The sequence below is a fragment of the Burkholderia sp. ZZQ-2 genome (genome assembly GCF_050768715.1).
In the GTDB taxonomy this organism is placed as follows: Bacteria; Pseudomonadota; Gammaproteobacteria; order Burkholderiales; family Burkholderiaceae; genus Burkholderia; species Burkholderia cepacia.
In genome coordinates, this window is record NZ_LDVA01000297.1 from 66,704 (window position 1) to 79,168 (window position 12,465).

Sequence of the window (12,465 nt, forward strand, 5' to 3'; positions counted from 1 at the left end):
CGGCCGCATGACGTACCGCACGCGCCGGCGAGACAGCACGGCGGCGCGTGCGGAACCGAAATCACAGGAGATCAATCATGCCAGTTGACAATTCGGCGGCCGAGTCCGCCCGGAGTCTGTTGAACGGTATCGACTACAGCGCCCTGATCGGCGGCCCGTTGCAGGCCGCGATCACCGCGCAGGCGATGGCCGCGAAATCCACCTACGAGTTCATCGACAAGGTCGGCCTCACGACCGACACCGACGGCGTGAAGCAGGCCGTCAACGTCACCTTCCTGTACCAGAAGGACGGGCAGATGGTGAAGCTGATCGTGCCGCTGCTGACGATCGTGCCGGTGCCGCTGATCCTGGTCGACGAAGTGACGATCCAGTTCAAGGCGAACATCAACGCGGCGGCGTCGTCGACGTCGGAAGAGTCGAAGTCCGAAGCGATCGCGGGCGAACTCTCGGCGCAGGGCAAGATCGGCTGGGGGCCGTTCAGCCTGTCGGCGCAGATGAAGGCCAGCTATTCGAGCAAGAAGGATTCGAAGGCGACGCAGGACTCGCGCTATTCGGTCGAGTACACGCAGGACGTGTTCGTGCATGCGTCGCAGGCCGGCGTGCCGGCCGGGCTCGCGACCGTGCTCAACATCCTGTCGAGCGCCGCGACCGGCGCGAGCCGCAACGGTGACATGCAGGTCAGTCCGGCGTTGTCGACCGTGATGTCGGGCGATCCGTCACAGCAGCAGATGCTGCAGGTGCGCCTGCAGAATTCGAGCGGGCTGTTCGCCGGCAATACGGAGGTCGCGTTCCAGATCGATCCCGCGCTCGCGGACAAGTTCCGGATGAGCCGCGCGCCGTTCGGTTCGACCATCCCGTTCGATGCAGCCGGCAAGGTCACGTCGTTCAAGACCGACGGCGACGGTTCGTTGTCCGTCCTGTTCTGGGCGGAAGGCGAGGTCGACGCGCAGGCGATCGACCTGACGGTGTCCGCGTCGATCCCCGCGCCGGACAGCGGCAAGGTCGATGCGAAGTCGGTTGTCGTGCCAGTGCGCGTGCTGCACCGGCTGCCGCCGCCGTCGGCGCCGTCACTCAAGAGCGCGCAGGCGACGCTCTCGATTGCCAAGGGAGACTCCGGCAAGGACGTGCTGACCGCGCTTAAGCCGGACGGCACGCCGGCAGTGGGTGTCGAGCTGAAGTTCGCGTTCGACGCAGGCGGTGCGGGGTTCGAGGTCACCGCGAACGGCGACAGCGTGAAAGCCGATCCGCCGCCGAAGACCGACGCCAACGGCAAGGTCGAGATCGATTGCAAGGCGCTCGACGACACCAGCAAGTCGGTCGTGACCGTCAGCGCGACCATCGACGGCGCGGGCGTGTCCACGAGCCTCACGCTGCAGGCCAAGCCCTGATCCGTCCGATGTGACAATCCGCCCGCGCCGGCCTGCCGGCGCGGGTTAGAGGAGAACACCGATGACCAATCTGCGGGATATCGCCGCCGCGTTCCTCGACAGTCTCGCGGGCGCGCAGCACGAAGCGAACCTGTATTCGAAGCGCCTCGCCGTGAAGTATCGCGAGGATCCGTTGCTCAAGTATTTTCCGGTGCCGAACGGCCTGCTCGACGAAGCGGACGTGACGCTGCGCTTCGCGGTGCCGCCGGGCGCCGATGGCGACGAACGGGCATCGCGGCTCGACGCGGACACGCTGGCGGCCGATGCGCTGCCGTCGCAGGTCGCCGTCGCCGACCTGGCGACGGAGGCCGGCGCACTGCTGCTGCGCGATCTCGCCGGCGCGCTCGGCCGCGTGCGCGGCACGCGCGGTGCGGCCGGTGGGGGCGCCGATCCGGCGCACGACCGGATCGACGCGTTGCGTTCGTCCCGCGTCGTGCGCGAGCTGGGCGGCAACCTGCACGCGTTGCTCGGCGACGCACTGACGCAGGCCATGCGCGGCACGCCGCCGACGCGCGATGCGCTGCGTGCCGGCCTGCTCGACGTCCTTCACGCATCGCTGGACGACGGCCTGGCGGACGTGTTCGACTCGCACGAGCGCGCGGATGCAGGACACACGTCGTTCGAGGGGACAGTCGACGCGAGCTGGGACGCACTGCGCGGGCTGATCGAAGCGGCGGCGGAGCGGCAGCGCGGGATCCAGGCGGAGACCGCGCGCGTGCCGTCGCTCGCGGTGACGCTGGACCCGGCCGCGCTGCAGGGTATTCCATCCGAATTCGTGCAGACGCTGACGCTGCGCGCGAAGCTGCGCAATTACAAGTGGGTGCTCGTCGGCGAAGGCGGCCGCGAGCGCGACGAACTGGTTGTCACGGAGTGATGCCATGACCGATTCCATCAGCCCCGTCGTCGATCTGCAGTACCTGTTCGCCGCGCCGATCGAGGCCGTGATCGAGGCGGACTTCATGGCCGCGCGCCAGTTCGTCCGGTACGTTCGCGAGTTCGGCTTCGTGCGGAAGCCGTCCACCGGCTGCGAGCCGGGAGATCTGGACGACAGCGACTTCGGCGAACTGCGGATGATCACGTTCTTCTATGAACAGGTGCTCGGCAAGGACAAGACCGAATGGCGCCGCGTGCAGGTTCCGGTGCTGTCATTGATCCCGCTGCCGCTGCTCGAAGTGAAGACCGCGACTTTCGATTTCGGCGTGCGCCTGCTGCTTGCCGAGCGCGTGAAGGCGTCGTGCGCGATCCCGCTGCTGCCCGGCGATGCGGACGATGCCGCGCCGCGCCAGTATCGCTGGAGCGCCATGCTCGCACGCGGCCGGCCTGAGGCCGGCGGCCAGACGCGCGAGGACGTGTCGCCGTTTCTCGAGGCGAACATCGGCGCGAAGGTCGAGGTCGGGCAGGCAGGCATCCCGGCCGGTATCGGCAACCTGCTGGCGCTGCTGGGCATGAATATCCAGGTCGGCGGCGCGGGCACCCAGGCCACCGGCGAAGGTGGCGATCACTCCAGGAGGGAGTCATGAAGACGAGCGAGAAGATGCTGAACGACGCACCGGGTTTCATGTGCCCGGTCTGCACGCGCGGGCGGGTGAAGTTGTCGCTGGCGGATTTTCTCGGCAACAGCGAGGTCCGCTGCCCGATGTGCGGCACGCCGTTCCAGATGGACAAGACGGGCTGCGCGGAACTGGTGGATCGGCTGCAGGATCTCCAGGTCGCGCAGCAGAACGTCCGGCTGCTGGAGAAGAAAGCCGACCGGTGAACGCGCCGCCGCGATCTTGCCGCGTCCCGTTGATCGTTGCGCCGCAACAGGCGGCCGGCGCTGCGCCACCCGCCCCGGACGTCCAGCCGGGGCGGCTTGCGTTTGGGGGGATCGGGATTTTTGAAGTAATTTCATTCGGATATTTTTCATACAAAATCCCGGCGGCATATCGGCGTGCCGAAGCGGGGGCGGCGCCGGTCTGCTGCCCATCCACCGTGCCGACGGAAACCAGCCGATGAACCATCGCGTCACGCAGTTGACCGGATTGCGCGCCGTCGCGGTGGCGATGGTCGTGGTCGGACACGCCGAGCACGTGCTGCCCGGCGGCTACACGGGCTGGTACGCGCCGTTGCGACTGATCGCCGACGGCCGGCTCGGCGTGCTGATTTTCTTCGTCCTCAGCGGCTTCCTGATCACCAACGTGTTGCGCGCCGAATTCGCGCGCACGGGCGGCATCGCGCTGACGTCGTTCTACGTGCGTCGCGCGCTGCGGATCTGGCCGGCCTGCTACGTCTATCTCGCGGCGGTCGCGATCGTGGCTTTCGCCGGCTGGTTCGACGTCGACCGCCGGCAGTGGCTGTATGCGGCGCTGCACCTGTGGAACTACTCGGCGTGGTTCGGGCTGACCGGCGACAACACGTTGCATCCCGACGGGGCGTGGTATCTCGGCCATTTCTGGTCGCTCGCGCTCGAGGAACAGTTCTACTGGTTCTGGCCGCTGCTGTTCGTGTACGGCATGCGCCGCGGCGGGACGCGCTGGCTGGCCGCGCTGATCCTGGTCGTGCCGCTCGTGCGCGCCGTCACGTACTTCGTGGCGCCCGCGCTGCGCGGGCAACTCGGGATGATGCTTCACACGGGCGTCGATCCGATCCTGATCGGTTGTTATGCGTCGCTCAACCGCGAACGGCTCGAAGCGTGGATTCGCTCGTGGCGCGGCGGGACGCGCATCGTGACGGCGATCATCGTGGTCGTGCTGATCGGCGGCCCGCTCGCCGAACACCGGTTCGGTGGCTTCTGGAATGCTACGTACGGCGTGACGCTCGAGGCGGCGCTGATCGCGATCGTGATCGTCGTGCTGAATTTCCGCAGCGAATTCTGGTGTGCGCGATGGTTGCGTGCGCAGCCTGTCGTGTTCGTCGGCACGATCTCGTTCAGCCTCTATCTGTGGCAGCAGCCGTTCGCGAATCCGGATCTGCCGGTTGCGCATGCGTTTCCGCTTGGGATCGTGTGGGCGCTGATGGCGGCGACGGCCAGTTATTTCCTTGTCGAGAAACCGTTCCTGCGGCTGAAGGATCGGTATACGGCGCGCGAGATGCGGCGGGGGCGGGAGGAAGCGCGGCTCAGGCCGGCGTCGGGCGAGGCGATCGGGGCGAAGGTGGTGGAGTAGGCGGGCAGGGTGGCCCGCTGTCGTTTTACTTGAAGCGCTTCATCGCGGCCGGCGAATACCAGAAGTTCCGGAACATATCGATCCCGTAGGTCTTGCCGTCGTAGTGGACGGTCGTCCGTGCGGTGCGCTTGCCCGTATCCGAGTATTCGCGGTCCTTGCGCTGCGACTTGGTGATGTGTGCGGTGATCGACAGGTCTGCGAAGCCGTGGCTCGAAGTTTTCTCGACGGCGATCGTCATACGGGCATCTTCGCTGGTCGCGTCGCCGACGCCGGGGCCGCAGGCTTCGCCTTCGACGCTGACCCATCCGGAGAGATTGGTGCCGAACACCGGACGGATGCGGTTGCCTTCGCGTACCCAAAGCGTCAACTCGTTGCTGGCGTCTGCATCGGGGCAACTCGCCCCGCGAGCGCTGCTCGTGAATACGACGCCGAACGCGCGCACGTCAGGCGACAGCCGGTAGGGTGCCGTGTCGATGCGATAGCTGTTCTCGCCGACCTCCGTCGCGGCATCTTCTTCGATTTGCGATTTTTCGGCCGCAACAACCTTGCCGCCTTCAACGAGCGCGACGACCTGCAACTTCCTGCTTTCGTCCGGGTTCCTGCTCTTCGGCAGCGAATCGAACGCGACGGCCGCGATCGTCGTTTCGGGCGCATTCGGCATGACCTTGCAGGCCGCCGCGACGACGAGCCGGTCCGCGTCACGTGTGGCGATGCGGGCGCTCGCGATGCCGGCCCAGCGGGCGATGGCAGTCACGGTGTCGTCGTCGCAAGGCTGGCTGTCGGCGGCGTGAACGATGGGGGAGGCGGCGAGCGCCAGCAACGGGGCGAAATGGAGGATTCTCACGGTCATGATGGAAAGAGGTTCTTCATTGATGTCGTGTATGTCGCTTACCGACGGCGGATTCAACCCGTCGATGCAACGCATCACTACATGGCTCAGACGAGCGGCAGAAAGCGGCCGAATAAGGGCTGACAGCTTGCTCAGTCGTTCAATTCAATGCGATAGCGGAGCGTCTCAGCGAATCCGTAAGCTGCCGGCTTTCTGAAGCGCTCGATCAATACGCCATTGCACGCAGCGATTACCCTCTGCGAGGCGATATTCTCCGGATCAACTGTTAGTTCGACATAGGGCAGGCCTTCTCCCTTTGCTTCGCCCAGCATCAAATCGAGCGCCTGCGTGGCATAGCCGTTGCCCCTCTTCCACGGCACGACCGAGAAGCCGATATGTCCGAGTACGTACGACGGCAATTCGGCGGTTCCGGCCTGCCAACGAAATCCGATTGCGCCGCTGAAATCACCGTCCCATATCCAGCGGACAATGCTCGGGAGCCGCGCGACAGTCGAGCCATCGGGTAAGGGAATCGGACCGCCCGATGCAGTTGGATCGTCCAGTCCGTCCACGAATCGCTCAGCATCTACGTCAATAGCGTCCAATTGTTCGCGCGCAGCGATCTCCTTACGGACGTTGTCGGGCGACCATCCTGCCTCAAGCGCCGCAACGTAGCTCGGCAGCAAGGCGGTCGTAGGTCTCAACAGTTTGATTGCGCTCATGCTGATCGGTGCGTGTCTGGGAAGATGATTGCCAACAGTTTAATCGGCGGCGTCGAGCATCTCAAAATGGCCGACCGCCGCCTGATGCGGTCGGCCGAACCCGACCGGAAGAGACACTCAACTTTCCGTGAAGCGGACGCTAGCGCCATGTTGCGCTGCGTGTGTTCATGGGTAAATCGACTTAGAATTACGCCTCACACTTCGAAAGAGCGCCTGATGGTCACAGTCCGCGCACTCAGCGGCGATTCGGATAACGATTACGCGAACGTATCGCGCGTCTTTATCGAAGCCGCCTCTTATACTCAACTGGTCGAAGGACGGTCACCCTCCAAAGAAGATGTTGATGATTTCTTCTACGGCAAGCCTGCAGGCAAAGATGGGGGAGATAAATCAGTCTTCGGCTTTTACGTCGGGCCAGACATGGTTGGCTGTGCCGACGTGATTCGCGCATATCCAACTGACGACTGCATCTGGATCGGACTGCTGTTATTTTCCGATGCGTACCAGCGTCGTGGTTACGGAAAGACTGCGTTGGCGTTGCTCGATGCTATGGCGCGTGAGTGGGGCTTCCGCAGGGCGCAACTCGCGGTCGTTTCAACGAATCCGCGTGCGTTCGCATTTTGGCAGCGCGAGGGATTCGAGGAAATCAGACGGACGACCAATCAGCGATTTCTCGGCGAGCTGATCGTCATGGAGCGACCCATTCCGTAGCTGCGTCGAATGGCTCAAACTGGCGGTGGTTTGATGCAGTACAGGCGGAAATTGGCGGCCGCTCCTGACCGGAAACTGCCCGATATGCCCGGCGGAGTAGCTGACAAGAAGCGCCCAGGGCGAGGGCGTCGCGGTCGGCGCTTTTTGGTTCGTTGAGCGAAACCCTCTCTCTAATATCCGCCGACCTGGTGATGCTGTCTTCATCTGGCGCTGCGCTAATCATGGCTCAATTGCTTGAGCCACGCGTTCAATTCACGCGTACGATCACGTGTTCTGTCGATTTCGCAAGTCAGTAGATCAAGATTACGATCTGCGCCTGCCTCGTTTATCAGATACCAAGCGGTACACTCTTTATCGAGAAAGCGGACCCATTGACGCTGAGCCTCGACGAATTTCGTCTTGAGTGCCGGATAGTCGACGTACTCGTCACGCGGCCGAGATATCGACTTCAAAACCTTTTGGTAAGTGCGGTTCAACTCGTCATCCGCTTGCTGAAATTCGTCTTGACTACGCTGCAGCAAGCACTCGGGCGCCACGCTGTCAGGTGCGCAGCTCTGTGCCTGTGCAGAGGTGAACCACGATAATGTCAGCGCCATGGCGACCCCGAGCGCTGCGCAACGACGGCCGGATGCCGATGCGTGGATATGCATTCTTGCTCCCACTGCTGTTTTTTCATTCATGTGGCGATCGGAGTAATTCTGGCGTCGATCGTGGTCGACAGCGCCGACTGAAGTACATATCGTTGGCTTGCTTTAAACAAGCACGGTCAACTTTGTAAAAGCCGATTGTCAACGAACGACTCGGTCATGTCGAGTGACTGATAATGGCTGCGGGCTCAACCGTCCGGAGTTTCCGAAAAATCCGCAAAGAATAAAAAAGGCCCTTCCGAGAAGGGCCTTTCATGGACGAAGGTACGAGCGACGCTTACCGCGTCAGCGCCGTAAACCCTTCCAGCAACCGATCGACATCAGTCGCCTGAATCGCGCCCATCGTCGAAATCCGGAACAGTTCCTTCGACAGCCCGCCTTGCCCCGCGTAGATCACGAAACCACGCGCCTTCAAGCCGTCATGCAACGTCTCGTACGTCACACCCTGCGGCAACCGATACGCGCGCAGCACGACCGACGATTCACCTTCCGGCAGCACGAGCGGCATCCCGCGCGCCGCCAGTCCGGCCTGTGCCTGATCGGCGAGCGCCTTGTAATGCGCATGATGCGCACGCCAGCCGCCAGCCTCATCAAACTCGCGCAGCGCCTCGACGAGCGCGTAATACGCGTGCACGGAAGGCGTGAACGGCGTATTCCGCTGATCCTGCAGCTTTGCCAGGCGACCGAGATCGAGGTAGTAAGTGCGGCTTGCAGCCTTCGCGAGCGCGCTGCGCCGCACGATCACGAACGCCGCGCCCGGCACGCCGTGCAGGCACTTGTTCGCGGTGGCGGCAACCGCGTCGATGTCGCCGCCGGCGAAGTCGATCGCTTCCGCGCCGAAGCTGCTGACGCCATCGACGAGCATCTTCACACCACGCGAACGGCACACCCCGGCAATCGCGCCGAGATCGTTCAGCCGGCCCGTCGTCGTCTCGTGATGAATCACGGCGACATGCGAGTACCCACCCGCATCGAGCCGTGCGGCGATCTGCGCGAGATCGGGCGCCTGCATCCACTCATGCTTCAGCACCTCATGCGCGATCCCGTACTGCGTCGCGATCTGCGTGATCCGCTCGCCGTACACGCCGTTCTCGATCACCAGCAGCTTGCCGTCCTGCGGCACGAGGGCCGCGATCATGCTTTCCACGGCGGCCGTGCCCGAACCCGTCATCAGCGCGGCGGTCCATTCGGCCGGATCGAGCTCGTACGCGGCAACGAGGCGCGCACGTGCTTCGTCCTGCAGATCGAAGAATTCGCTTTCGCGATGGCACAGGTCGGGTTGCAGCAGGCTGCGGCGCACGCGTTCGGTGAGCGTGACCGGGCCGGGGTTCAGCAGCAGCATCAATGGGCTCCTTCAACGTGGGCTTCGGTCTGCGCGGCGCCGATGTGCCGCATCAGACGGGTCTTGACCTCGACCGGCGTGACGGTCGGGCGGGGCAGGCCGTCGGGCACGCCGGTGCGGATCGCCAGGCGCACGAACTGCGCACCGTCGCTTGACCCGGCCAGCGCCGTATCGAGTACGTCGAGCGTGTCGCCTTCGACCGCCGACGCGTAGCCGCACGCCGCCGCGACACCCGCGAACGACACGTGCTGCGACACCGTTGCCTGGCCGCCCGTCGATTCGTGCGCGCCGTTGTCGAGCAGCACGTGCGTGAGGTTCGCCGGGCCGTAGGTGCCGAGCGTCGCGAACGCGCCCATGCGCATCAGCGCGGCGCCGTCGCCGTCGACCGCAACGACCTTCAGGTCGGGTCGCGCGAGCGCGAGGCCGAGCGCGAGCGGCGTCACGCAGCCCATCGAACCGACCATGTACAACTGGTTCGGGCGATCGTCGATCGCGTAGAGTTCGCGGCCGCAGAAGCCGGTCGATGCAAGCACGACGGTCGAATCGACCGGCGTGTGCGCGATCACGCGCTGCAGCGCGTCCTGGCGGCTCGGCCAGGCTTCGGCCGACGCGGCGCGCGACGACGATTGCGCGACGACATGCGTGCGCGGCCTGGCTGCCGGGTTTGCCTTCAGCTCATACGGCGCGACGCTGCCTTTCTGCATCACGAGCGCGTACGGGCGGCCCGTCGCGTCCATGTGCGCGATCGCGCGGTCGAGTGCCGGGCCGACCTGTTCGGGGTCGGTCGGGAACGTCTCCCACGGGATCTCCATCGTGTCGAGCATCGCGGGCGTGATCGGGCCCATCAGCGCGTGCTGCGGCTCGTCGGATACACCCGGCTGGCCGCGCCACGTGACGATCAGCAACTGCGGCAGGCGGAACGTCCAGGTCAGCGACGTGAGCGGGCTCACCGCGTTGCCGAGCCCCGAGTTCTGCATCATCGCGATGCCGCGCTTGCCGCCGAGCGTCGCGCCCGCGATCAGCGCGACCGCGTCGCCTTCGTTCGCGGCCGACACGTAATTCAGCGTCGGGTCCTGCAGCACGTAATTGATGAACGGCGTCAGGTACGAGCAGGGCACACCCGCGTACCAGTCGAAACCGCGCTCGCGCGCGGCCTCGACGAACTGTGCCGCTTCGATCATTGCGCGCCCCCGTTGCCGGTGCCCGGTTCGGACAGCGGCGTCTGGCCGTGCGCGAAGTCGCCCGCGCGGCGGAAGTCTTCGAGATCGTTCACACCGCGCCAGTGGCCGTGTACGTACTGCACCTCGATCTTCTCGCCGGCGGCGATCAGTTCGTTGAGCAGCGACGGGATGTCGAGCGTGTCGAAATCGTCGCGCGCCTGCAGCGTCGCGAGCATCGCCTTCAGGCGCTCGACACCGGCACCGCGCACGTTCAGCAGGCCGATCCAGCGGCCGTGCGGCGTGCCCGTGGCGACGTCGCTCGATACGCGTTGCAGGTAGGTCTTCTGGCCGAACAGGCCGCGATCGTCCGCCGCCGAGCACAGCGCGAAATCGCGCACGCTCTGGTTGGTTTCCGTCAGCGACGAATCGACCACCACGCTGAACTCGGCCTCGCTCTCCGCGAGGTCGCGCACGATGTAGCTGCGGAACAGCAGGTCGCCGTACGAGATCACGGTGTCGCCGGTCAGGCGTTCGGCCGCACATGCGAGCGACGCGAGTTCGCCCGTTTGCGCATGGCGCTCGTTGACCACGAGCTTGATGCCCGACGTGTCGATCGCGTCGGCGCGATAGCCGCCGACCACGGTGATGTCGTTCACGCCGTGCGTCTTGAAGCCGTCGACGAGCCAGCGCAGCAGCGGCTTGCCGGCGACCGGCAGCATGACCTTCGGCTTGTCTTCGGTCACGGCTTCGAGGCCCTTGCCGCGGCTCGCGGCGAGCACGATCGCCGCGTTCGACGCGCGCGACGACGACGACAGGTAGATGCGCTCGGCCGCCGAGTACTCGTCGGCATCCTGCAGGCGGAAGATCTCGTTGACCGATGCCACGCGGTCCTCGACGTTGATCAGCGTTTCGCTCTCGTGGATCTCGCGCGCGGTCGCCTGCATCGCGGACGCCGACGCGCGGATCAGGTGGTTCGCCCAGATCACGGTGCTGATGCCGGCCTGGCGGAACACGTCGGTCGGCGTGCTGTAGTACTTGGTCGGCACGATCACGAGCGGCGCCTTGCCGCTCCATTCGCGCGCGAACTGCAGGATCTCGTCCGGGCGCGACAGCTTGCTGTGGATCAGGATCGCGTCGGCGCCGGCTTCCGCGTACGCGTTTGCGCGACGCAGTGCCTCGTCCATCCCCCAGCCTGCGATCAGCGCTTCGACACGCGCGACGATCGAGAAGTCGGGATCGGTCTGCGAATCCTTGCCGGCCTTGATCTTGCCGCAGAACTCGTCGATTTCCGCGAGCGGCTGGCGCTCGCCGCCGATGAAGCTGTTGGTCTTCGGGAACTGCTTGTCCTCGATACAGACGCCGGCGATGCCGCGCTGCTCGAGCTTCTTCACGAGGCGGCGCACGTTGTTGAAGTTGCCGTAGCCGGTGTCGCCGTCGAGCAGGATCGGCAGGTCGCTCGCGTCGGCCATGAATTCGAGCACGTCGACGACCTGCGTCCAGCTCGCTTCGTTGTTGTCGCGCACGCCGAACTGCGCGGAGATCGCGAGGCCCGATGCCCAGATGCCCTTGAAGCCGGCTTCGCGGACGATCCGTGCGGACAGGCCGTTGTGCGCTTCCATCAGGAATTCGAGGTCGCTGCTGACGAGCATGCGGCGCAGGCGTGCGCTGCGCGATTCGGTGAAGTTGGGTTCGCGTGCGTTCATCGTGCGACTCCTGCGGTGGTGCGTTGAATCAGGGGGAGGATTTCTTGGGTGGCGCGGGCGACGTCGTTCGGGAAGTCGATCTCGATCCACGGCGAGCCGGTGACGTCGGCGACGTCGAACGAATGACCGCCTTCGAGCAGCAGGTCGCGCACGGCTTCCTCGTGCGGCATGTTCGCGCGGCCGCTGTCGACGTAGCCCGCGACGATCGTCGCGAGGCGGCGCGCGGTGCCTTCGGTGAAGCGGAAGAAGCCGACCGATTCGCCGATCGTGTCGTATTCGAGGTCGACCGCGAGCTGCTTGCGCAGCTCGACCGGCACGCCGTTCTTCAGGCACAGCTTGACGGGTTCGTCGCCGGCCTCGAAGTCGCGGTCGATCAACAGGCGATCGACCGCCTTGTCGGCATCGGCCACCAGCGCGTGCAGGATGTTCTCGTCATACAGCACGTCGGCGTCCATCAGCAGCACGTCGCCGCCGCGCGTCATCGCGTCGGCGACGGTATGCACGGTCAGCACGCTGCCGAGGTCGTAGCGTTCGTTGATCACGATCTCGGCCTGGCGGCCGAGGCGCTTCAATTCCTGCTCGACCTTCCCGGCCTGGAAGCCGAGCCCGAGCACGATTTCGTCGACGCCCGCGGCATCGAGCACGCGCAGATGGCGCTCGAGCAGCGACACGTCGTCGAAGCGCAGCAGGCACTTCGGGAACTGTGCCTCGGGCGGTTGTTGCAGGCGCAAGCCGAGGCCTGCCGCAAGAATGATGGCTCGCATGGGTTCTCCAACCAAAA

General features: G+C 65.1%; 13 protein-coding genes. 6 read left to right on the top strand and 7 right to left on the bottom strand.

Features of this window, described 5'->3' with window-relative positions:
- Positions 1–77 precede the first annotated feature (77 nt).
- From ABY44_RS26220 to ABY44_RS26240, 5 genes are all read left to right on the top strand, one after another.
- Positions 78–1,388, top strand: coding sequence for a DUF2589 domain-containing protein (locus ABY44_RS26220; RefSeq protein WP_080981948.1), 1,311 nt, complete (start codon positions 78–80; stop codon positions 1,386–1,388).
- 61 nt (positions 1,389–1,449) lie between these two features.
- Entirely contained in the window at positions 1,450–2,301 is an 852-nt protein-coding gene (locus tag ABY44_RS26225; RefSeq protein ID WP_060171214.1) for a hypothetical protein, read from the top strand.
- A 4-nt stretch (positions 2,302–2,305) separates the two neighbouring features.
- On the top strand, positions 2,306–2,947 hold the full coding sequence (locus ABY44_RS26230) for a DUF2589 domain-containing protein (protein ID WP_431642627.1): 642 nt from the start codon (positions 2,306–2,308) through the stop codon (positions 2,945–2,947).
- The gene (locus tag ABY44_RS26235) at positions 2,944–3,183 is read left to right on the top strand and encodes a hypothetical protein (protein ID WP_027791314.1); all 240 of its coding nucleotides are present in this window, start codon (positions 2,944–2,946) and stop codon (positions 3,181–3,183) included. The genes ABY44_RS26230 and ABY44_RS26235 overlap by 4 nt, the downstream gene beginning before the upstream one ends.
- A 235-nt stretch (positions 3,184–3,418) precedes the next feature.
- On the top strand, positions 3,419–4,570 hold the full coding sequence (locus ABY44_RS26240) for an acyltransferase family protein (RefSeq protein ID WP_027791315.1): 1,152 nt from the start codon (positions 3,419–3,421) through the stop codon (positions 4,568–4,570).
- A gap of 25 nt (positions 4,571–4,595) precedes the next feature.
- On the opposite strand, the gene ABY44_RS26245 is transcribed toward ABY44_RS26240, so the two are convergent.
- The gene (locus tag ABY44_RS26245) at positions 4,596–5,414 is read right to left on the bottom strand and encodes a hypothetical protein (protein WP_060171264.1); all 819 of its coding nucleotides are present in this window, start codon (positions 5,412–5,414) and stop codon (positions 4,596–4,598) included.
- A 137-nt stretch (positions 5,415–5,551) separates the two neighbouring features.
- Positions 5,552–6,121, bottom strand: coding sequence for a GNAT family N-acetyltransferase (locus ABY44_RS26250; protein WP_060171212.1), 570 nt, complete (start codon positions 6,119–6,121; stop codon positions 5,552–5,554).
- A gap of 24 nt (positions 6,122–6,145) precedes the next feature.
- Between ABY44_RS26250 and ABY44_RS26255 the strand changes: the two genes are divergently transcribed.
- Positions 6,146–6,832: a GNAT family N-acetyltransferase gene (locus tag ABY44_RS26255; protein ID WP_081072566.1), complete on the top strand. Its 687-nt coding sequence runs from the start codon at positions 6,146–6,148 to the stop codon at positions 6,830–6,832.
- A 215-nt stretch (positions 6,833–7,047) separates the two neighbouring features.
- Here ABY44_RS26255 and ABY44_RS26260 read toward each other — a convergent pair whose 3' ends face one another.
- From ABY44_RS26260 to ABY44_RS26280, 5 genes are all read right to left on the bottom strand, one after another.
- Positions 7,048–7,512: a lysozyme inhibitor LprI family protein gene (locus ABY44_RS26260; RefSeq protein ID WP_230948724.1), complete on the bottom strand. Its 465-nt coding sequence runs from the start codon at positions 7,510–7,512 to the stop codon at positions 7,048–7,050.
- Between the two features lie 244 nt (positions 7,513–7,756).
- The gene (locus tag ABY44_RS26265) at positions 7,757–8,821 is read right to left on the bottom strand and encodes a 2-aminoethylphosphonate aminotransferase (protein ID WP_431642631.1); all 1,065 of its coding nucleotides are present in this window, start codon (positions 8,819–8,821) and stop codon (positions 7,757–7,759) included.
- On the bottom strand, positions 8,821–10,002 hold the full coding sequence (gene aepY, locus ABY44_RS26270) for a phosphonopyruvate decarboxylase (RefSeq protein ID WP_060171205.1): 1,182 nt from the start codon (positions 10,000–10,002) through the stop codon (positions 8,821–8,823). Before aepY ends, ABY44_RS26265 begins: the two co-directional genes overlap by 1 nt.
- Positions 9,999–11,684 (bottom strand): phosphoenolpyruvate mutase, encoded by a 1,686-nt coding sequence (gene aepX / locus ABY44_RS26275; RefSeq protein ID WP_021162084.1) that lies wholly within the window; start codon positions 11,682–11,684, stop codon positions 9,999–10,001. The genes aepY and aepX overlap by 4 nt, the downstream gene beginning before the upstream one ends.
- Positions 11,681–12,448 carry an NTP transferase domain-containing protein gene (locus ABY44_RS26280; RefSeq protein ID WP_027791322.1) on the bottom strand — a complete coding sequence of 256 codons (768 nt, stop codon included), beginning with the start codon at positions 12,446–12,448 and terminating at the stop codon, positions 11,681–11,683. Before ABY44_RS26280 ends, aepX begins: the two co-directional genes overlap by 4 nt.
- Positions 12,449–12,465: the final 17 nt, after the last annotated feature.